The organism is Halobaculum sp. CBA1158, assembly GCF_021431925.1.
Lineage (GTDB): Archaea > Halobacteriota > Halobacteria > Halobacteriales > Haloferacaceae > Halobaculum.
In genome coordinates this window covers 734,291-754,264 of sequence record NZ_CP090371.1, presented here as the reverse complement: position 1 = coordinate 754,264, position 19,974 = coordinate 734,291, and the positions used below count along the sequence as shown (strand labels likewise).

Sequence of the window (19,974 nt, the reverse complement as noted above, 5' to 3'; positions counted from 1 at the left end):
CGGACACCGGCGGCGGCCCCGAGACCGACCGGACTGCCGACGAGAGCCCCGCGGCCGCCGGGCGAGGCGACCGGGGGCTCTTTGAGCGACGACGCCGGACGGGGAGTATGAGCGATTCGGACGCCGACGGTGACTCGCCCGGGGCCAGTCCCGGCCCGCTCGCCGACCGCGAGTGGCGGCTGATCCGCGAGGAATCCCGTTCGGGCCCGCTGAACATGGCGCTGGACGAGGTCGCCGCCGAGACCGCCGCCGACGGCGGGCCCCGTACGGTCCGGGTGTACCGCTGGGAGCCCTCCTGTCTCTCGATGGGGTACGCCCAGGAGCCCGACACCGTCGACTGGGAGTACTGCGCCGACGCGGGGATCGACGTGACGCGACGCCAGACCGGCGGCGGCGGTATCTACCACGACCGCGACGGCGACGTCTCCTACTCGATCACGGCCCCGGCCGACGAGCTGCCGGGGGACCTCCTCGGGGCGTATCACCTGCTGTGTGCGCCGGTGCTGTCGGCGTTGCGCGCGCTCGGCGTCGACGCAGACTACACCGACGAGGAGCGACCCGCGATCCACCGCCCCGCCTGCTACCTCCGCGGTCTCCACCCGGCACACGACGTGTGCGCGGACGGCGGTGCCGGCCGGAAGCTCTCGGGCAACGCCCAGTACCGGCGCGACGACAGCGTCATCCAGCACGGGTCGATCACCTTCGACGCGCGGGCGCGCGAGCACCTCGCGGTCTTTCGCGACCACGGCGTCGACGAGGCCGAGTTCCGCGAGCGCGTCGCCGGGATCACGGACCTCGCGGACGCGACGCGGAGGGACGCCGTCGCCGCCCTGGAGGACGCGCTGGCGACGTGGAGCGACGCCGAGGCGGGGGACTGGACGGCGGCGGAACTCGCGCGCGCCGAGGAGATCGCCGACGAGAAGTACCGAAGCGACGGCTGGGTGCGCGAGCGACCCGGCCAGCGGTAGGCGAGCGATCGACCGCTCGGGGCGTTCCCGCGGGGCGGCCGCGGTGTCGTCGCCCGATGCGCCGCCGCCGAGGAGGTCGGCCCGGTCGCCGCCGAGCGACCCGCCACGGTCGCCGCCGACCCTCAGAAGCCGAACGTCTCCGGCTCGTCGCCCAGCTCCTCCCGGACGGCCTCGTGGATCTCGGAGACGGGCGGCGTGTCCCGGGTCGGATCGAGCCAGTGTTCCCCCAGCCAGCGGTACCGGATCTCGCCGTCGGTGTCGACGAGGAAGCACGAGCGTCGCGAGCGGCGAAAGAGCCCGAACGTCCGGTAGGCGACCCCGAACGCCTCCGAGACCGCGAGGTCGGTGTCGGCGTACAGCGGGAAGCCGAGGTTCAGTCGGTCGATGAACTGCCGGTGGATCCGCGGGCCGGACTTGGAGACGCCGACGACCCGCACCTCGTCGCCGGAGGCGAACCAGTCGAAGTCGCGGAAGGCGCACCACTCCTCGATGCAGTCGGGACTGAAGTCCACGGTGTAGAAGCTGAGGAGAACGGGCTTGTCGAGGAGGTCCGAGAACGCGGTCTCCTCGGCGTCGCCCTCGGGGGTGACGAGCGTCGCGGCGAAATCGGGTGCGGGGTCGCCCACGTCGAGCGGCTCGCTCGGTTCGCGTGACGTATCCGACCGTGACATTTGACGGGACGGACGACGGTCAGTCCAATAAGCGTACGGTCCCCGGTGTCGGAGTCGATACCCGGTCGCGCCGACCGGCGGTCACGCGGTGCCCGGTCCCGTCACAGCTCCGCCGGGTTCGCCATCCCCTCCTTGACCCCGACGCGGACGAGCGCGAGGTTCACCGGGTAGGCGGCGAGGTAGCCGACCGACAGCGAGAACGCCAGCGCGCCCCAGAACAGCAGGTCGCCGACGTGCGCGTCGGCCGCAAGCAGGAGGTCGGTGCCGATCGCGACGACCTCCATCACCGTGATCGACGGCGTCTCGCTGTAGACCGCGTCGACGACGGCCTCCCGGAGCCCGACGCCCTCCTGAAGCAGGGGACCGACCGTGAGCGAGAAGCCGAACAGGTACGCGAAGCCGAACGTCGCCGCCGCGACCCAGCCGACCGCCAGTCCGAGCACTCCTTGCGCCAGCAGGATGCCCGTCACCTCGCCGGCACCGCAACCGGAGTAACAGTGGGCCGTCGACCGGAAGCCGCGCCGCCCCAACGAATCGCCGGGGATCTGCGTGCGGCCGGCGTACCAGTACACCGCCAGTCCGAACGGCCCGGAGTACAGCACCGTCAGCGTCCAGACGCCCTGCATCAACGACGGGATCGCCTCGTTGCGCTCGCGGAGGTCCCACAGCAGCACGGCCGTCGAGACCGCGACGACGACGGCCCACGCGCCCATGACGCGCGGGTCCGACAGCGGGGGGACGAGCAGCTCGCGGGCGGGCTCGAACGCGCGTTCGAGGCGACTGACGACCGCATCGACCTGCATGGCGTGTTCGCCCGGCCGATCGATCGCCGAGACTGAAAGGAACGATGGCCGACCCGCGCCGGGATCCACCGGAGACGCGTCCGCCGTCCCCGGCGACCACGCGACGGCCGCTTCCGAAGCCGCTTTGCCCCCCGCCTCGTGACCGGAGGGTATGAGCGCAGACAGCGACCCGACGCTGAAGGTCGGGGCCCACGAGTCCATCGCCGGCGGCACGTACAACGCGGTCGACGCGCTGGTCGACGACGGCGGCAACTGCGGGCAGATCTTCACCCACTCCCCGCAGGTGTGGCAGGACCCAAGCATCGCGGACGACGAGGCCGAGCGGTTCCGCGAGGCCAGCGAGGAGCACGGGGTCGGCCCCTGGGTAATCCACTCGTCGTACCTCGTGAACCTCTGCACGCCGAAGGACGACCTCCGCGAGAAGTCGGTCGACTCCATGCAAAAGGAGGTCGACGCCGCCGCGAAGCTCGACATCCCGTACGTCAACGTCCACCTCGGCGCGCACACCGGCGCGGGCGTCGAACGGGGCCTCGACAACGCCGCCAGCGCCCTCGACGAACTCGACGTTCCGGACGGCGTGACCGTCCTCGTCGAATCGGACGCCGGCTCGGGCACCAAGCTCGGCGGCGACTTCGAGCACCTCGCCGAGGTGCTCGACCGCTCCGAGCAGGACCTCGACATCTGTCTGGACACGGCCCACGCGTTCGCCGCGGGCTACGACCTCTCCAGCGAGGAGGCGGTGAACGAGACGATAGCCGAACTCGACGAGGTCGTCGGGCTGGAGCACCTGCGGTGCGTCCACCTCAACGACTCCAAACACGAGTGCGGGACGAACAAGGACGAGCACGCCCACGTCGGCGAGGGGCGCATCGGCGAGGCGGGCATGCGCGCGTTCATCAACCACGAGGACCTTCGCGACGTGCCGCTGGTGCTCGAGACCCCCACCGAGGACGGCAAGTCGTTCGCGTGGAACATCGAGCGCGTGCGGGAACTGCGCGAGGAGTAGTCGCGACGCGCTCGACTTCCAGCACGATCCAGCACGACTATCGATGCGACGCCACCCGGTCTCGGTCCTCGTCCAGGTCGCGCTGTGGACGGCGACGGCCGTCGGCGTCCAGGTGATCCTCGGGGTCTCGTGGGGCGATCCGACCGCCGTGTTCACCCCGGGGGCGCTGGCGCGGTCCGCGCTCCTCGGGGGCTGTGTCGCCGGCGGCGGACTCCTCGCCGCGGCGCTGCCGGTCCGCGGTCGGGAGGTCGTCGGCGCGCTCGCGGCGACGCTGCTCGTCACGCTGCTCGCGACGACGCTGTTCGGGGCGAGCGTCGCCGGCCCGAACGGGGCGCTCTCGCTCGTCGCCGGCTACGGCACGTTCGTCGCGATGGCGTACGCGGCCGGGTGGGCCGTCGACGGCGTCGTTCGCCGGGGCGTCGTCGTCGAGGACGGGGTGGCGACGTTCGACGGTCCACGGTAGCCGCCCCGTCAGTCGGACGCGCGACGACCGCGCCGGAGGCACGACGACCGCGTCGGCCGCGGAGAGCCGGCCATCCGCGCGGGCCACCCGGAGCTTGATACCGCGAGCCACACAGCCACGCACATGGCAGTCCCCGACGCGGACCTCGACTCGACGGTCGACGACGACGCGCCCGAGGCGTATCGCGACCTCATGGACCAGTACGCCCGGGTGTCGCACCTCGAAAGCGGCAGCGGCGTTCTCTACTGGGATCAGCAGGTGACGATGCCCGAGGGTGGAACGCCCGCCCGCGGGAAGCAGCTGGCGGCGCTGTCGGCGACGACCCACGAGAAGCTGACGGGCGACGCGATGGCCGACGCGCTCGCGGCCGCCAAGGACGCCGACCTCGACGCCGAGCGCGCGGCGAACGTTCGGGAGATCCGGCGTCGCCACGGACGCAACCGCTCGCTCCCGGAGTCGCTGGTGGAGGAGTTGACCGAGCACCAGTCGCACAGCCAGCAGGTGTGGCAGGAGGCGAAGGGCGACGACGACTTCTCGCGGTTCGCGCCCGCGCTGGAGACGCTTCGCGACCTGCACGTCGACCGCGCGGAGGCGATCGATCCCGACCGCCCCGCCTACGAGGTCATGTACGAGGACGGCGAGCCGTACCTCCCGCTCGACCGACTGGAGGAGGTGTTCGAGGAGCTGAAGGCCGGACTCGTCCCGCTCATCGAGTCGATCGAGGCCGCCGACCGCGACCTCGCGTCGCCGTTCGTGGAGGCGGGACCGTACGACGAAGAGACCCAGCGCGGCCTCTCGGAGGCGGTCCTCGACGCCCTGGCGTACCCCGACGACCGCGGGAGGATCGACGTGTCCGCCCACCCGTTCACCTCGGGCAACCAGTTCGACGCGCGGATCACGACGCGGTTCAAGCCCGAGGACCCGATGGACGCGTTCACCGCGACGGTCCACGAGTTCGGCCACGCGAGCTACGAACTGGGCCTGCCGGACGGGCGGTTCGGCGAGCCGCTGGGCGCGTCGCTGTCCTCCGGCGTCCACGAGTCGCAGTCGCGGTTCTGGGAGAACCACGTCGCGCGCACCGAGCCGTTCTGGGAGGGGTTCGTCGACGAGGCGAACGACCACCTCGGCACCGACGCCACCGCACGCGAGGCGTACGAGGCTGTCAACCAGATCTACCCGGACAACCTCATTCGGGTCGAGGCGGACGAACTCACCTATCACCTCCACATCATCCTCCGGTGTGAGATCGACCGCGCGTTCGTCGAGGGCGACGTCGGAGTCGACGAGATCCCCGAGGTCTGGAACGCGAAGATGGACGACTACCTCGGGGTCGTCCCCGACACCGACGCCGACGGCTGTCTCCAGGACATCCACTGGAGCAGTCGATTCGCCGCCTTCCAGGGGTACACCATCGGCTCGGTGCTGGCGGCGCAACTCGATCACGCGATGCGCGAGGACCTGGGCGACGTGGACGCGCTGATCCGCGAGGGGGAGTTCGAGCCGCTGTGGGAGTGGATGACCGAGCACGTGCACCGGCACGGACGGCGCTACCCGACCGACGAGTTGGTCGAGGAGGCGACCGGCGAACCCCTCACCGCGGAGTACTTCCTCGACTACGTCGAAGAGAAGTTCGGCGAACTGTACGGGCTCTGATCGGGAGGCCCGAGCGTCGGCGACGCGGAATCGGCGACGAACCTGCGTCCGCGGCGAGAGCGCGGGAATCACGGCTACGTCGGCCGATTTCAGGTTTGAGAGAGTCGCCAGAAGGACTATATGCTGTCATGGTATAGCGTACCATGTATGGCGTCGGCACCGAGCCCGAACGACGACCTGTTCGACGAGTTCCTGACCAGTCGCGGCCACGACACGGAGGCAGCCCGATGGGAAGAGTCGTATAACAAGCTGCAATGTCCAGACTGCGGCGGGCTTCACGAGGGGGACGCCGCGGAGTGCTCGGTGTGCGGGTGGCGACCCGAGACCGTCCGGTGACGGCTCGATAGCGACCCGGTAGCGACCCGAGAGCGCCCGCGTTTGCGACGCCGGATCGGACCCAGCGTCGCGGGTATCGGGGGAGATCGCCCCGCACGAGCATCGGTATCGGCCTTCTCCGTTCCGGACGCGTCCGTTCGCGAGCACGAGCCACGGGGCTTATTGGTCGGGACCGAGAGGGCATGGTAATGAGCGATCCGACGGTCACCCGACTGTTCGGCGGTCCGGGCAGCGGGAAGACGACCGCGCTCCTCGACCGGGTCGAGGGGCTCATCGACGACGGCGTGGCGATGCGCGATATCCTCGTCGTCTCGTACACCCGAGCGGCCGCCGCCGAGGTGCGCGAGCGACTCACCGAGCGACTCGACACCACCCCTCGACACCTGCAGGGGAACGTCTGTACGATGCACGCGAAGGCGTACGAGCTGTTGAACCTCTCGCGAGGCGACGTGGTCGGCGAGGACGACAAAGAGGAGTTCTGTGACGACTACGGCGTCGAGTACGAGGACGAGTACTCCGGCGCGGGCCGTCGCACCGCCCGGTCGACGACGCTGGGCAACAAGGTGATCGCCACCTCCCAGTGGCTCCAGCGGACCAAGCGCGACGTGGCCGACTGGTACGACGTCCCCTTCCAGTGGGACGTAGAGGAGGTCCGCCTCCCGCCGGACATCGACCCCAACGCCCAGGAGGGGAACAAGTACACGCCGACGTGGCCCTCCTCGGACGAGCGCCTCGACGTGCCCGAGGCCATTCGGGCGTGGCGCGCGTACAAGGGCGACAACGAGCTGGTCGGCTTCGCGGACATGCTCGAGCGCGTGGCCCAGCGGTCGCTCGTTCCGACGGTCGACCACCTCGTCATCGACGAGTTCCAGGACATCACCACCCTCCAGTACGACGTGTACGAGGAGTGGAAGCCGCACATGGAATCGGGCCTCATCGCCGGCGACGACGACCAGGTCGTGTACGCCTGGCAGGGCGCGGACCCGGCGCTGCTGCTCGACACCGAGGTCGACGAGGACGAGGTGTTGCCCAACTCCTACCGGCTCCCGTCGAACATCCTCAACGTCGTCAACACGGAGATCCGTCACATCGACAAGCGCCAGGAGAAGGACCTCAAGCCCCGCAAGGAGGGAGGGACCGTCGAGGCGATCGACTCGCCGTCGATGCTCGATCTCGTGCGGAACGTCCGCCACACGATCGGCTCCACCGACGACGAGACGGTGATGGTGCTGTTCCGGGCGCGGTATCAGATGTTCGACTTCATCGACGAGTTCATCTCCGAGGGGATCCCCTTCTCGTGTCTCACCGACCAGCGGATGTGGACCGACCGGCTCGGCGACTACGTCAGCGCGGTCGAGGCAGTCGAGCGCAACGAGGCGCTCACCGCCCTCGAGGCGCGCCGACTCGCGGACATCCTCCAGGACTCGGCGTTCGGCTCCAACGAGCGCGACGAGCTGTACGACTTCCTCGACGACGTGGAGGAGACCGCAGAGGAGGACGACCTCGCGGAGATCCCGCTGTCGCCCGAGGACGTGAAAGAGTACGTTCCGTTCATGCCCGACGGCCCCGCCGCCGCCGACATGGCCCGCAAGATCACCAGCTTCCAGCGCAAGTCGATGAAGGCGTACTTCGCGGGCGAGTACGAGGGCGAGGACCCCAGCCGGGTCCGCCTCGGCACCATCCACTCCGCGAAGGGTCGCGAGGCCGACCACGTGTTCGTCAACACCGACCTCACCGAGAAAGTCGTCGAGCAGATGGCCGCCCAGGCCGACCAGCAGGGGCTCGACGTGACCGGGCGCGACGGCGAGGAGTTCACGAAGACGACCGACCCCGTCCCCGTGCTCACCGACAACGAGCGCCGCGTGTTCTACGTCGGCATGTCGCGCGCTCGCGAGCGGCTCGTCCTCATGGAGAACCTCGTCAACGGGGCACCGACGCTGCCGATCTCGGTCGTGCTCCACAACGAACTCGACGAGCGCGACCCGCAGGCGATCGTCGACGAGATCGTCGAGGAGAGCGAGGCACCCGACCCCGAACTCGAGGCGTAGATGCGCGCGGGCGACGGGCCGGACGCCCGCGGTGGCGACGCCGACGGCGGGGACGACGACGCGCTCGGGACCGACTACGCGTCGCTCGCGACCGAACTCGCCGAGCGCGACGCCGTCGGCTTCGTCGCCGTCGGCGACCGCTTCGACGACGACCTCCGGTGGCTCACGCGCTTCTCCGGACCGGACCGCAACTACGCGTTCGTGGCGACCGACGCCCCCGGCAGCGACAGCCACGGCGACGACGCCGGCGACAGCGGCGACGACCCCGACGAGTCTCCCGACGGCGACGCAGCAGGCGACGACACCGCCACCGACGACCTCCACACGGCCCTCTGTGCGCCCGCGCTGTTCGACGAGCAGGCGCGCCGGGAGTTCCCGGGCGAGGCGGTCCTGACCGACCGACAGGGCGATCACGCGGGCGTTCGGGCCGCCGCGGCGCTGTCGGCCCGCGGCGTCGACGGCGGTACAGTCCTCGTCCCGCAGTCGATTCCCCACGACGCCGCCGTTTACCTGTCGGACGCCGGCTACGAGGTCGCCTCGACGGACGCGATCGCTCGCGCGCGACGGACGAAGACCGACGCCGAGATCGATCGCCTGCGACGCGTCCAGCGCGCGGCGATCCGCGGCGTCGCCCGCGCGGAGGCGATACTGGCGGAGGCGACGCCGGATCCCGACGCCGACGACGGCGCGGGCGCGGTGCGCTGGAACGGCGGCGCGCTCTCGACCGAGCGCCTCCGCCGGCAGGTGAACGAGGTGCTGGCGGCCCACGGCGTCCGCGACGCCGGCAACACCGTGATCGGGGCGGGCGCGACCGCCGCCGACCTCCACTACACCGGCACGGACGCGATCCGCCCGGGCGAGACCGTGCTGCTCGACGTGTCGCCGCGGGGTCCGGACGGCTACTACGGCGACGTGACGCGGACGTTCGCGGTCGACCCGGACGGCGGCTGGGAGCGCCGGGCGTACCTCGCCGTCGAGCGCGCCCGCGAGGCCGCCCTGGCGGAGGTCGCCGCCGGCGTCCCCGCCTCGACGGTCCACGAGGAGGCGGCCGCCGAGCTCGCGGCCCACGGCTTCCGCGTCGACTCCGACGCGGTCGGGTTCACTCACTCGACGGGCCACGGCGTCGGCGTCTCGCTCCACGAGGGGCCGTCGCTGTCGGCCGACGAACCCCTGGCCGCCGGCGACGTGGTGACGATCGAGCCGGGGGTGTACGACCCCGGGGAAGGGGGCGTCCGCCTGGAGGATCTGATCGTCGTCGCCGACGACGGCTACGACCTCCTCGGGGAGTACCCCTTCTCGCTGGTCCCGAGGCGTCGCGAGGGGTCGCAGCCGCATCGGCAACCGTGACGGCGACCGCATCGGCGACGGCGTCGCGGGCGCGGTCGTTGTGCCGACCACAAGTGGCTTGACCACGGCCGGCAACCCATATCCATCAGGTGGATTCTGTGAGCGAGAAACGCGAGTACACCGGCGAGTACCCGGAGAAGACGCTGTACATCCCCGGGCCGACCGAGGTCCGCGAGGACGTGATCGAGGAGATGGCCCAGCCGATGTTCGGCCACCGGATGGACCGGATGACCGACCTCTACACGACCATCGTCGAGGACACCAAGGAGTTCCTCGGGACCGACAACGAGGTGATGATCCTCACGGCCTCCGGGACGGAGTTCTGGGAGGCGTCGACGCTCAACCTCGTCGACGAGAACATCCTCGTGCCCACGTGCGGGAGCTTCAGCGAGCGCCACGCCAACGTCGCCGAGCGCCTCGGCAAGAACGTCGACCGCCTCGAGTACGAGTGGGGCGAGGCGGTCAAGCCCGAGGACATCCGCGAGCACCTCGACGCGAGCGACACGCACTACGACGTGGTCGCGACCGTGATGAACGAGAGTTCCACCGGCGTCCGCAACCCGATCGAGGAGATCGGCGACGTGATCGCGGAGTACCCGGACACGTACTTCGTCGTCGACGCGGTGTCGGCGCTGGGCGGCGACTACGTCGATATCGACGCCCACGACATCGACGTGATCTTCGCGTCGACCCAGAAGGCGTTCGCGATGCCCCCGGGCCTCGCCGTGTGTGTCGTCAGCGACGAGGCGTACGAGCGCGAACTCGAGAGGGACTCGGCGTCGTGGTACGGCGGCTTCCAGCGCGCGCTCGACTACTACGACCGGAAGGGGCAGACGCACTCGACGCCCGCGATCCCGATCATGCTCGCGTACCGAAAGCAGATGAAACACATGCTGGCGGAGGGCCACGAGGAGCGCTCCGAACGCCACCGGGAGATGGCCGAGTACACCCGCGAGTGGGCGTACGACCACTTCGACGTGTTCCCCGAGGAGGGGTACGAGTCCCAGACCGTCGCGTGCATCGAGAACACGCAGGGGATCGACGTGGCCGGCACCATCGAGCAGGTGAGCGAGGAGTACGACATGGCCTTCGCAAACGGCTACGGCTCGCAGTTGGGCGAGAAGACGTTCCGGATCGGGCACATGGGCGAGCACGACGTGGACTCGATCCGGGAGCTGACCGACGCGATCGAGGACGCGGCCGGGTTGTGATCACCGGCGAGGCCGCGCCGCCTCCGACGGGGACTACCGCCGGACCGACGGGGATTACCGCTGGGACTGCTCCGACTCCTCGGGGTCGGGCTCGGAGTCTGGATCGCCGACGATCGATCCGACGGCGCGCTCGGCGGCCGTGGCGGGCACGTCGTCGGGGGTCGTGAGTCGCCGCGGCAGCAACACCATCAGGGCCGCGACGACGAGGAAGGCCGCGCCCGCCAGTTCGTCCCCGGCGAGGATCGACTGCACCCCGTAGACGGCCACCGGGATCGCGAAGATCAGCGTCGCCCCGAGTCCGATCTGTTCGAGGATGCCGAGTGACACACGAGTCGGTATATCGCCGGGCGTTGAAACCCTGTCGTCCGCACGGTCCGTTCGGTAAAGTCGGTCGCTCGGGGTGCACGTCCGTGATCGCTCAGCCGCCGTCGCTTCCGACGGAGACCGCCGCGGGAAGGCGGTCCGGGTCGTCGACCGACAGCCCCGTCGTGACGAGCAGTCGGAGGCCGCGGGCGACGCTCATGTCGATCTCCGCGTAGTCGTCGGGGTGCATCATCGCCAGTTTCCCTGCCGTGGGGTTGGGGCTGTGCGGGAAGAAGACGGTCATCAGCTCCTCGCCTGCGGCCCGACGGACGCTTCGCGGGGCGGGATTGGTGACGAATCCGATCGACCACGTGCCGTCGCGTGGGAACTCCGCGACGACGACGCGGTCGAAGCCGTCGCCGGGCGTCGCGAGCGACTCGCTCACCTGCCTGACCCCGAAGTACACCGCGCGGACGACCGGGAGGAGCCGAACCCCCCGCTCGAAGCCGCCGAACAGCCGCCGGCCCGCCTCGTGGGAGGCGACGAAGCCGACGAGCGTGATCCCCAGCGCGACGAGGACGACGGCCAGCGCCGTCGCCACCGCCGCGCTACCGACGAGCGCCGAGAGCCCGCTCCCGCTCACGACCGGCGCGAGCGTCGCGGTGAGTCGGTCGACCCCCCAGTCGAGAACGAACAGCGTCACGGCCAGCGGGAGCACGACGAACAGCCCCGCCACGAAGCTCGAACGTAGCCGCGCGATCGCGTCCATACCGCTCGACCCAGGGCGCAGGACAATAAGTCCGCTCGCCGCCCGGGCGTCACGCTATCAGAACGCTTTCCATTCGTGGGATCTTCGATCCGACCATGTTCACCGGAATCGTGGAGACCGCCGGCGAGGTGGTCGGGCGCGAGGAGACGTCCGAGGGCCTTCGCCTGCGCGTCGCCGCCGGAGGGCTCGACGACCTCCACCACGGGCAGTCGATCGCCGTCAGCGGCGTCTGTCTCACCGTCGAGGAGTTCGGCGCGGTCGACGCGGACGACTCGGCCCCCGGCGACGACTGCTCGTGGTTCTCCGTGTTCCTCGCGGCCGAAACGGTCGCGAAGACGTACCTCGACGACCTCCGGGAGGGCGACGCGGTCAACATCGAGCGCGCGCTCGCCGCCGACGGCCGCTTCGACGGTCACGTCGTGCAGGGCCACGTCGACACGACCGCCGAGATCAGCGCGATCGAGCGGGTCGGCGAGGACTGGCGCTTCACGTTCTCGATCCCCGAGGGGTTCGGGCGCTACGTCGTCGACAAGGGGTCGGTCGCGCTCGACGGCATCTCGCTGACCGTCGCCGAGAAGCGCGACGACGAGTTCGACGTGGCGATCATCCCGACGACGTACGAGCTGACGAACCTCTCAGAAAAATCGGTGGGCGACCACGTTCACCTGGAGGTGGACGTGGTCGCGAAGTACGTCGAGGGGATGCTGGAGGGGTACGCGGAGTCGCTGTTGGCGGACGCGCCGGAGTCGGCCCCGTCGGCGGACGACTGAGTGTCAGAAACCCGGTGCGAGAGACGGCGGTCGGCCTCAGTTGTGTGCTACAGAGCCGCGAGATAATCGGGTACTAGGAGATGCACACAGACCGCTGCGACGGCTGCCGATACGAGGCGGTGTTGTCGAGGTGCCAAAAGCGGACGAATCACTCGACCGAGTCGTCTCTCCGGAGTTCCTCCGTCCGAAGCTCCGCGTGCGCGTGCCAGGTCCGGGGCCGAAACGCCAACGCGACAGCTCCCAGGAACGAGATACCGACGGCGACGGTTACAACCCCTCCAGACAACATCCCGATCGTCGCACTCCGTGGCCAGTTCGCGGTCCCGAACGCGGTCACCCGGACGATCCATGCCGCGTTCAGTATCGCGAACAGCGGAAGGTAGATGCGGCGTAGCCGGTGAGCGATCGCCTCTTCGGCCGTGATCTTGACTGTCGGTTCCCGATAGTCGTCGGCCAACCGAGTCCGCCAGGCGGGGTCTGTCGGCTCCGAGCCATCCAGTCCGACCGCCCAGACCTCCTCTTGGAGGATCCGGACGCGAGATCGCCAGATGTCGTACGCTCGGTAGCGGCGCGCCTCGATCGTGAGGAACGTCGCCAGCACGACGTTTCCGATCAGCAGCAGGTAGTGGGGGTTGCCTTCGGTAGAGAACGCCCACGTGAGGACGGCCGCGAGCACGATCACCGCCCAGTTGGTCGTCCGATCGAGCCGCTCACGCCAGAACTTCATCCGATGGATCTCACCCCGGTACAGGTGTGCCATCGCGGAGCTGGGCCCCATTTCGGTATCCAGCAATCCCCGACCGACGTTCGGGTTCGGCTGCTCCGCTGCGGCCCCGTTGGCCTCCTCGGCCGATGTGTCGGCATCGTCGTCGATAGCCGTTCCTCGTGACGTGTCAGCGTTGGTGGCCGGCATCAATTTATACCAGTAACTGGACGTCGGCCTCCGCCATCTCACTCAGCGCGGAGGCGGCCCCCACGCCGGTCGTGACGCCGTCGTAGAACGCGTCCTCGTCGTAGTCCATCATGTCCGCGGTCATCTGGCAGGCCTGCAGATCCGCTCCCATCTCCAGGCAGGTGTCGACGAGTTCGTCGATCGTGGGCGTCCCGACGTCGTCGATGCTGCGACGCATCATGGTCGTCGTCAGCCGGTCCATTCCCGGGAGCGCCGCCAGGGCGTTCGGCAGCGGCGTGTTCGGGTTCCCGACCGACGAAAGCTGGAGCTCCTTCGAGCGCTCCTCGTGGAGGATCTCAAGCCCCCAGAACGTGTGGAAGACCGTCACCTCCCAGCCGAAGGCGGCTGCGGTCGACGCCAGGATGAGCGGCGGGTACGCCATATCCAGCGTGCCCTTCGTCGCGATGATCGTCATCCGCTTCGTGCTGTCGTCGGTCCCGGCCTCTACGCCGGCTTCGAGGTCGTCGACGCGCTCGTTCAGCGTCTCAACTCGGTCGGCAAGTTCCGACTCCGTGCGGGCGGCGTCGGTGATGACCGCTGCCTCGGAACCGGACAGGGTATCGTCCGTCTCGGAGCTCATGCGGTCTTCCGGACGACGTGTCGGTAGCTGTCGCCCTCATCGGTCTGATCCAGCAGCTCGACGCCGTCGGTGGTGTCCGCCCAGCCCGCGAGGTCGCTCATGCTTCCGGCGTCCGTGGCGAGCACCTCCAGCGTCTCGCCGGCAGCGAGGGTGTCGATGGTCTGCTTGGTCTTCACGACCGGCATCGGGCAGGAGAGCCCCTTCGCGTCCAGTGTTTCGGTGATCTCGTGGTCAGTCATGGTAGCTCCCGTATTGGGCTTGCCATGCAATATTGTGTGATGGTTGAAAAGCTGTTCGGTCGACGCGTGGCAGACTGTAGTATCTCCACTCCCATTTTAACCACGAAACCGGGTGAATAACCGACTATCCAGTTTCTATAGAATCGATCACGCCACGGAGCGTCCAAGAGAATTGCATGTTCGTTGCAAACTATTTTGTGTTCCGGGTGCAAACCTGCTATCGATGACGACGGAAATCGACACGGCGGTCGACACCGTGGCTCCCGAACGCCTCCGCCAGCGAATCCAAGCGGGGGATCCGGTCGGACTGCTGGACGTTCGGGCTCCGGATACGGCCGAGGAGTGGCGAATCGACGGCGAGTCCATCGAGTACCGGAACGTACCCTACTACGAGCTACTCGATGGCGTGCCCGAGACGGTCCTGGCGGAGCTCCCGGACGAGCCGCTGGTGGTCGTCTGTGCCAAGGGCGAGTCCAGCGAGCTGATCGCCGAGCGACTGGCCGACGCGGGCGTCGACGCGGTCAGCCTGGACCGCGGGATGCGCGGCTGGGCGGACCTCTATGACTACACCGAGCTCGCCGTCGACACGGACGCGACCGTCGCGCAGTACCACCGCCCGTCCAGCGGCTGTCTGGCCTATCTCGTCGCGGACGGTGACGAAGCGGTGGTCGTCGACCCCCTGCTCGCGTTCGTCGACGCGTACCGGCAGGACGCCCGCGCGCTCGGCGCGGAACTGGTCGCAGCCGTCGACACGCACATCCACGCCGACCACGTCTCCGGGGTCCGGGAGCTGTCCGCCCGCGGCGTGACAGGGACGCTCCCCGAGTCCGCGGTGGCTCGCGGCACGGCGTTCGAGCCGGACCGGACGGTCGCAGACGGGGACACGATCACCGTCGGTGAGACGACCGTCGAGGTGCTCCACACGCCCGGTCACACCTCCGGAATGACCTCGCTACTGGTCGACGGAGAGGTGCTGCTGACCGGCGACGGACTGTTCGTCGACAGCGTCGCCCGCCCGGACCTCGAGGACGGCGACGACGGCGCTCCCGAGGCGGCCAGACAGCTGTACGACACGCTGCAAGGGCTGCTGAGTCTGGATGCTGAGGTCGTCATAGCGCCTGCCCACGCGAGCGACGGGACGCCCCGACGCGCCGACGGGACGTACACGGCCACGCTCGGGACGGTCCGTGAGCGGCTTCCGATGCTCGACGCCGACCGCGAGACGTTCGTCGACCGCGTGCTCGCGGACATGCCTCCCCGACCGGCCAACTACGAGACCATTATCGACACCAACCTCGGTCGTGTGGAGACCGACCGGGCGGACGCATTGACGATGGAGCTCGGTCCGAACAACTGCGCCGCCAGCGCCGGCGGGCCGGGAACCCGCGACTGATGTCCGGGCTCAAGGCCGTACTGCTTCAGGCCGACCCGATAGCTGGGGCGTTCCCGCCATGGCTGGCCGCGTCGTTTCCCGAAGGAGTCGTCTCCTACGCCCTCGGTGGGCTGTTCATCGGACTCGGCGTCGCGGTCATCTACCTCGGGACGGGTATCACCGCCGGGGCGTCGACGTTCCTGGAGACGACGCTGTCGTACGCCTCCGAGCTGCCACGGTTCAACCGCCGGAAGTACCTCGCATCCCGCGACTGGCGGCTCACGTTCACGCTCGGCATCGTCCTCGGGGCGGCCGTCTATGCGCTGACCCTCGGCCCCGGTGGCTGGACCACCGCGGTCCAGCCGTGGCGGCTGCTCGTCGGGGGCGTCCTCGTCGGCATCGGCACTCGCGTCGGCAAAGGGTGTACCTCCGGCCACGGGGTCTGCGGAGTCGGCTCGCTCTCGGGCACGAGTATTACCAACGTCGCCACCTTCCTCGTCGTCGCAGCGGGGACCGCCCAGGTCGTCATGGCGCTCGGGGTGGTGCCGTGAGCGACACGACCGACGCAGCCGGTGGCGAGCCGGACGGCCACGGTGCCCGCTTCCACGGGCTCGTCCTGATCGGCGGGCTCCTGTTCGGGTTCGGGCTCGGCGTGAGTCGGATGGCCCGCCCGGAGGTCGTACTGGACTTCCTCCAGTTCCAGGACTTCGGGCTGCTGTTCGTGATGGGCGGTGCCGCAGCCGTCTCGGCGGTGACGTTCACGGTCGGAGCGGACGTGCTCCGCGGGACAGCGCCGCTGACCGGTCGCGCATACGGCCGCCGCGTGAAGGAACTGGACCGTAACGTCCTCTTCGGCGGCACCGTCTTCGGCGTCGGCTGGGGGCTGTCCGGTATCTGCCCCGGCGCAGCGTACGCCAGCCTCGGCGTCGGCAACTGGCCGATCCTCTGGGCCATCGGCGGGATGTTCCTCGGTGCGTACGCTCAAGGATACGCTCGGTCCCTGTTCGCCCAGCGAAGTGGAACGGAGGCGGGTGCCGGTGCAGACTGACGTCGTACCCTCAGCTACTACCGGCATCCAGCACCGACGTCCACCACGGACAGTCTCTTGTCTCGGCGGTGAGTACACGTAATCATGCCTGACGCAATGACGGAACTACTCCGGAAGGAGATGCAGTGTGAGAACCTTCTGGACTGCTTCCACGGACTCTCCGAACTGGACAAGGAGGTGTTCCGTCTGCTCGTCGAGGGCGACGATCCCATGACCGTCGACGAGGTCGCCGCCGAGATCGACCGGGAGCGAACGACTGCCTATCGCTCCGTTCGGCGGCTTCAAGAGGCCGACATCGTCGAACGGAAACAGGTCAGCCAGGAAGGCGGGAGCTATTATCACGTCTTCACTCCCCGTGACGCCGACGAGATCGCCGACGCGATGCAGAGAACACTCAACGATTTCTACGCGAAGATGGGCCAGCTCATCGGAGAGTTCCGTGAGAAGTACGCTACTGTCGAGGAGCACGGAGGAGAAACCGGTACGTCAGCGACGCAACCGGACACGTAACGATCTCGCTGGCGTGGTCCGCTATCCGGTCAGGGGACCGATTACGCGTTGGATTCAGCTGAGCCGCGTGAACAGCAACGAGATCTGGAGAACCGACAGCCGTATCTCGGCGACCCCACTCGCCGGCTGTTCCACCGCAACTCGCGTCTGACCAATGAACGTTCAATGAACGTCGATCAACCGAACTGGAAAGCCCCGAGACGAGGGTTTGAACTCCTGAAGACAGTCGCCTCGCGTCGACTTCATTCGGTTCGGTGGCGCTCGGCGCTGCGACTTCCGTGTTCAAATCCCTGTCGTACAGGTCGTTCGCGCTCGCGATGACGCTCGCACACGCTACGCGGCGCTCGCGTGTGTTGCTCGCGCGAAAACGACGCCAGGACAGGGATTTGAACCCTGGATCCCATAGGGGAACACGCTTTCCAGGCGTGCGCCTTACCACTCGGCCATCCTGGCTCGCACTAATCTTACCCCGCTGCGAGTTTTAAGCCTGTCCTTTCCCCGTCAGTCGATGCTCCAGACCGTACGACGCGGCGGCGACGACCCCGCCGACGACCAGCGCGAGCGCGAACAGCGCGGCGAACCCGAACGGGAGTCCCGACCCGAGCAACACCAGCGCCTGTCCGCCCACGAGCACGACCAGCAGTCCGACCGCGCCCCACAGCAGCGCCGACCGCTCACGGGACATCCGCCTACGACACGTCGACGACCGCCTCGATCTCGACGCCGACGCCCTTCGGGAGCGCGCCCGCCTGCACCGCCGAGCGCGCCGGGGGCTCCTCCGCGAAGTACGTCGCGTACGTCTCGTTCATCTCGTCGAAGTCGTCGATGTCCGCGAGGAACACCGTCGTCTTCAGCACGTCCGAGGCGTCGCCCCCGGCCTCCGCCACGATCGCGAGGAGGTTGTCGAGCGCGAGCTCGGTCTGCTCGGCGATCGGGGCGTCGTCCTTCAGTTCGCCGTCGGGGGTGAGCGGGATCTGTCCCGCCGTGAACAGCAGGTCGCCGTTGGTCGTCGCCTGGCTGTACGCGCCGACCGCGGCCGGCGCTTCGTCGGTGGAGACCACGCGCTTCATACCCGGTCGTGTGGTCGGCCCGTACATAAATCGGGTCGGAGTCGCCGCGGCACAAGACATATTTCCGGTCGCCGTGGGCCCTCGATGTGGCAGAGATCGATGTCCGCCGCGGCCTCCTCGGGCGCGACCGGGCCGCGACGAGCCGGGCGATCGTCGCGGCGGCGCTCCTGTGGACGTGCTCGTTCGCCGCCTTCGCGGCGGCGGGACTGACCCCGTGGATCGATCTCCCGGTGCGGTTTCACGTCCCGGTGCTCGCCGCGATGCTGGTCGCGGCCGCGGCGAACGCCGTCCGGGACGGCGGCCTGCTCGCGTCGGCCCTGCTGGCGACCGCGCCGGCGGCGGGCTACTACGCGTCGCTCGCGGTGGTACGCCTGAGCGGCCCGGTCCGTCCGTCGCTCGCCGACGCGATCGGGCTGTCGCTACTGCTTGGTGTTCCCGTGGGGATCGTCGGCTACCTCTTCGGGCGCGGAATGGCGAGGATTGGGAGCCGTCTCCGAAGGTCCTCGGCCGCGTAAGCGTCCGTCTCCCTCACGCCTCGACCTCCACGTCGTACCCCGCTTCCTCCAGGGCGGCGACGACGCGGGCGGCGTGTTCGTCGCCGTGGGTCTCCAACTCGATCTCCAGGTCCGCGGCGTCGACGGCGATGTCGCGGGAGGTGCGGTCGTGGCTCAGTGCGTAGACGTTCGCGTCCTCGCGGGCGATGATGCCCGCGACGCGCTCCAGTTCGCCGGGGCGGTCCTTCAGCTCCAGCGACACCTTCAGGTAGCGTCCCATCCGGACGAGTCCCCGGAGGATCACCGTTATCAGCGTGTTCATGTCGATGTTCCCGCCGCACAGCGCCGGGACGATCGTCTCGCCGTCCTCGTACTCGAACGTCTCCTCCAGCACGGCCGCCAGCGCCACAGCGCCCGCGCCCTCGACGACGGTCTTGGAGCGCTCCAACAGCAGCGTGAGCGCCTCCGCGATCGCCTCGTCGTCGACTGTGACCACCCTGTCGACGCGCTCGCGGATGTACGGGAAGGTGTGTTCGCCGACCTCCCGCACGGCGATGCCGTCGGCGACCGTGTCGACGCCGCCGAGTTCGACGCGCTCGCCGGCGGCGACCGACCGGGCCGCCGAGTCGGCCCCCGCCGCCTGCACGCCGACGACGCGCACGTCGTCGAGCGCGCCCTTCACCGCCGTCGCGACGCCCGAGATGAGCCCGCCGCCGCCGATCGGGACGACCACCGTGTCGACCTCGGGGCACTGCTCGGCGATCTCTAAGCCGATGGTCCCCTGGCCGGCCATCACGCGCTCGTCCTCGAAGGCGTGGACGTACACGCGGTCCTCCTCACGCTCGATCTCGTGGGCGCGCGTCTGCGCCTCGTCGTAGTCGATCCCGTCGAGCACGACGTTCCCGCCGTAGCGACGCGTCGCCTCCACCTTCGAGACGGGCGCGTACTTCGGCATCACGATCGTCGAGTCGACGCCCGCGCGCGTCGCCGCGAGCGCGACCCCCTGGGCGTGGTTGCCCGCGCTCGCGGTGACGACGCCGCGCTCGCGCTCGTCGTCGGTGAGCGCGGCGATCCGGTTCATCGCGCCGCGGATCTTGAACGCTCCGGTGCGCTGGGTGTTCTCCAGTTTCAGGTGGACGTCCGCCCCCGTCAGCTCCGAGAAGCTGAACGAGCGGTTCAGAGGGGTCCGCACAGCGACCTGTTCGACGTGCTCGCGGGCGGCGACCACGTCGTCGTAACTGAGCATACCCGCCGTTCGCCGGAGGCCGGGGTATGGGTTGTGGTCGGGCAGGCCGACTGCCGAGTCGGGGACGCGAGGCGACGCCGTCGGCGGCGGGAACGCATTGGACCGTCGGCCGCAA

24 protein-coding genes and 1 tRNA gene are annotated in these 19,974 nt (G+C 69.2%); 14 read left to right on the top strand and 11 right to left on the bottom strand.

Features of this window, described 5'->3' with window-relative positions; genetic code table 11:
- Positions 1–107 precede the first annotated feature (107 nt).
- A complete protein-coding gene (locus Hbl1158_RS04005; RefSeq protein ID WP_234298775.1) occupies positions 108–968 on the top strand; it encodes a biotin/lipoate A/B protein ligase family protein in 861 nt (286 codons plus the stop codon).
- Between the two features lie 122 nt (positions 969–1,090).
- On the opposite strand, the gene Hbl1158_RS04000 is transcribed toward Hbl1158_RS04005, so the two are convergent.
- Both Hbl1158_RS04000 and Hbl1158_RS03995 read right to left on the bottom strand, forming a co-directional pair.
- Positions 1,091–1,639 (bottom strand): redoxin domain-containing protein, encoded by a 549-nt coding sequence (locus tag Hbl1158_RS04000; protein WP_234298774.1) that lies wholly within the window; start codon positions 1,637–1,639, stop codon positions 1,091–1,093.
- Positions 1,640–1,740: 101 nt separating this feature from the next.
- On the bottom strand, positions 1,741–2,442 hold the full coding sequence (locus tag Hbl1158_RS03995) for a DUF4396 domain-containing protein (protein ID WP_234298773.1): 702 nt from the start codon (positions 2,440–2,442) through the stop codon (positions 1,741–1,743).
- A 151-nt stretch (positions 2,443–2,593) separates the two neighbouring features.
- Between Hbl1158_RS03995 and Hbl1158_RS03990 the strand changes: the two genes are divergently transcribed.
- The 7 genes from Hbl1158_RS03990 (at position 2,594) to Hbl1158_RS03960 (ending at position 10,506) form a co-directional block, all read left to right on the top strand.
- Positions 2,594–3,448, top strand: a complete 855-nt coding sequence (locus Hbl1158_RS03990) for a deoxyribonuclease IV (RefSeq protein ID WP_234298772.1) — start codon at positions 2,594–2,596, stop codon at positions 3,446–3,448.
- A gap of 43 nt (positions 3,449–3,491) precedes the next feature.
- Entirely contained in the window at positions 3,492–3,911 is a 420-nt protein-coding gene (locus Hbl1158_RS03985) for a hypothetical protein (protein ID WP_234298771.1), read from the top strand.
- A gap of 123 nt (positions 3,912–4,034) precedes the next feature.
- The gene (locus Hbl1158_RS03980; RefSeq protein WP_234298770.1) at positions 4,035–5,564 is read left to right on the top strand and encodes a carboxypeptidase M32; all 1,530 of its coding nucleotides are present in this window, start codon (positions 4,035–4,037) and stop codon (positions 5,562–5,564) included.
- A gap of 147 nt (positions 5,565–5,711) precedes the next feature.
- Positions 5,712–5,900 (top strand): HVO_0416 family zinc finger protein, encoded by a 189-nt coding sequence (locus Hbl1158_RS03975; protein WP_234298769.1) that lies wholly within the window; start codon positions 5,712–5,714, stop codon positions 5,898–5,900.
- A gap of 182 nt (positions 5,901–6,082) precedes the next feature.
- Complete coding sequence (locus Hbl1158_RS03970) at positions 6,083–7,948, top strand: ATP-dependent helicase (protein ID WP_234298768.1); 1,866 nt, start codon at positions 6,083–6,085, stop codon at positions 7,946–7,948.
- Positions 7,949–9,295: a M24 family metallopeptidase gene (locus tag Hbl1158_RS03965; protein WP_234298767.1), complete on the top strand. Its 1,347-nt coding sequence runs from the start codon at positions 7,949–7,951 to the stop codon at positions 9,293–9,295.
- A gap of 98 nt (positions 9,296–9,393) precedes the next feature.
- On the top strand, positions 9,394–10,506 hold the full coding sequence (locus Hbl1158_RS03960; RefSeq protein ID WP_234298766.1) for an alanine--glyoxylate aminotransferase family protein: 1,113 nt from the start codon (positions 9,394–9,396) through the stop codon (positions 10,504–10,506).
- Positions 10,507–10,560: 54 nt separating this feature from the next.
- Here the strand turns inward: Hbl1158_RS03960 and Hbl1158_RS03955 are convergent, their stop codons facing one another.
- Both Hbl1158_RS03955 and Hbl1158_RS03950 read right to left on the bottom strand, forming a co-directional pair.
- Entirely contained in the window at positions 10,561–10,833 is a 273-nt protein-coding gene (locus Hbl1158_RS03955) for a hypothetical protein (RefSeq protein WP_234298765.1), read from the bottom strand.
- A 91-nt stretch (positions 10,834–10,924) separates the two neighbouring features.
- On the bottom strand, positions 10,925–11,578 hold the full coding sequence (locus Hbl1158_RS03950; protein WP_234298764.1) for a DUF502 domain-containing protein: 654 nt from the start codon (positions 11,576–11,578) through the stop codon (positions 10,925–10,927).
- A gap of 95 nt (positions 11,579–11,673) precedes the next feature.
- On the opposite strand from Hbl1158_RS03950, the gene Hbl1158_RS03945 reads away from it, so the two are divergent.
- Positions 11,674–12,348: a riboflavin synthase gene (locus Hbl1158_RS03945; protein ID WP_234298763.1), complete on the top strand. Its 675-nt coding sequence runs from the start codon at positions 11,674–11,676 to the stop codon at positions 12,346–12,348.
- 148 nt (positions 12,349–12,496) lie between these two features.
- Here Hbl1158_RS03945 and Hbl1158_RS03940 read toward each other — a convergent pair whose 3' ends face one another.
- The 3 genes from Hbl1158_RS03940 to Hbl1158_RS03930 form a co-directional block, all read right to left on the bottom strand.
- Positions 12,497–13,108 carry a DUF2270 domain-containing protein gene (locus Hbl1158_RS03940; protein ID WP_234298762.1) on the bottom strand — a complete coding sequence of 204 codons (612 nt, stop codon included), beginning with the start codon at positions 13,106–13,108 and terminating at the stop codon, positions 12,497–12,499.
- Positions 13,109–13,265: 157 nt separating this feature from the next.
- Positions 13,266–13,880 (bottom strand): DsrE/DsrF/DrsH-like family protein, encoded by a 615-nt coding sequence (locus Hbl1158_RS03935; protein ID WP_234298761.1) that lies wholly within the window; start codon positions 13,878–13,880, stop codon positions 13,266–13,268.
- Positions 13,877–14,119 (bottom strand): sulfurtransferase TusA family protein, encoded by a 243-nt coding sequence (locus tag Hbl1158_RS03930; protein ID WP_234298760.1) that lies wholly within the window; start codon positions 14,117–14,119, stop codon positions 13,877–13,879. Before Hbl1158_RS03930 ends, Hbl1158_RS03935 begins: the two co-directional genes overlap by 4 nt.
- A gap of 223 nt (positions 14,120–14,342) precedes the next feature.
- Here Hbl1158_RS03930 and Hbl1158_RS03925 point away from each other — a divergent pair, with 223 nt between their 5' ends.
- From Hbl1158_RS03925 to Hbl1158_RS03910, 4 genes are all read left to right on the top strand, one after another.
- A complete protein-coding gene (locus Hbl1158_RS03925; protein WP_234298759.1) occupies positions 14,343–15,512 on the top strand; it encodes an MBL fold metallo-hydrolase in 1,170 nt (389 codons plus the stop codon).
- Positions 15,512–16,042 carry a YeeE/YedE family protein gene (locus tag Hbl1158_RS03920; RefSeq protein ID WP_234298758.1) on the top strand — a complete coding sequence of 177 codons (531 nt, stop codon included), beginning with the start codon at positions 15,512–15,514 and terminating at the stop codon, positions 16,040–16,042. The genes Hbl1158_RS03925 and Hbl1158_RS03920 overlap by 1 nt, the downstream gene beginning before the upstream one ends.
- Before the next feature lie 65 nt (positions 16,043–16,107).
- Positions 16,108–16,539 carry a DUF6691 family protein gene (locus tag Hbl1158_RS03915; RefSeq protein ID WP_321169949.1) on the top strand — a complete coding sequence of 144 codons (432 nt, stop codon included), beginning with the start codon at positions 16,108–16,110 and terminating at the stop codon, positions 16,537–16,539.
- A gap of 84 nt (positions 16,540–16,623) precedes the next feature.
- On the top strand, positions 16,624–17,049 hold the full coding sequence (locus Hbl1158_RS03910) for a helix-turn-helix domain-containing protein (protein WP_234298757.1): 426 nt from the start codon (positions 16,624–16,626) through the stop codon (positions 17,047–17,049).
- A gap of 371 nt (positions 17,050–17,420) precedes the next feature.
- Here Hbl1158_RS03910 and Hbl1158_RS03905 read toward each other — a convergent pair.
- The 3 genes from Hbl1158_RS03905 to Hbl1158_RS03895 form a co-directional block, all read right to left on the bottom strand.
- A tRNA-Ser gene (locus tag Hbl1158_RS03905) sits at positions 17,421–17,502 on the bottom strand.
- A 28-nt stretch (positions 17,503–17,530) separates the two neighbouring features.
- A complete protein-coding gene (locus Hbl1158_RS03900) occupies positions 17,531–17,734 on the bottom strand; it encodes a hypothetical protein (protein ID WP_234298756.1) in 204 nt (67 codons plus the stop codon).
- 4 nt (positions 17,735–17,738) lie between these two features.
- A complete protein-coding gene (locus Hbl1158_RS03895) occupies positions 17,739–18,119 on the bottom strand; it encodes a Rid family detoxifying hydrolase (RefSeq protein WP_234298755.1) in 381 nt (126 codons plus the stop codon).
- Between the two features lie 86 nt (positions 18,120–18,205).
- On the opposite strand from Hbl1158_RS03895, the gene Hbl1158_RS03890 reads away from it, so the two are divergent.
- Positions 18,206–18,634 (top strand): hypothetical protein, encoded by a 429-nt coding sequence (locus Hbl1158_RS03890; RefSeq protein ID WP_234298754.1) that lies wholly within the window; start codon positions 18,206–18,208, stop codon positions 18,632–18,634.
- 13 nt (positions 18,635–18,647) lie between these two features.
- Here Hbl1158_RS03890 and ilvA read toward each other — a convergent pair whose 3' ends face one another.
- A complete protein-coding gene (gene ilvA / locus Hbl1158_RS03885; protein ID WP_234298753.1) occupies positions 18,648–19,859 on the bottom strand; it encodes a threonine ammonia-lyase in 1,212 nt (403 codons plus the stop codon).
- Between the last annotated feature and the right edge of the window lie 115 nt (positions 19,860–19,974).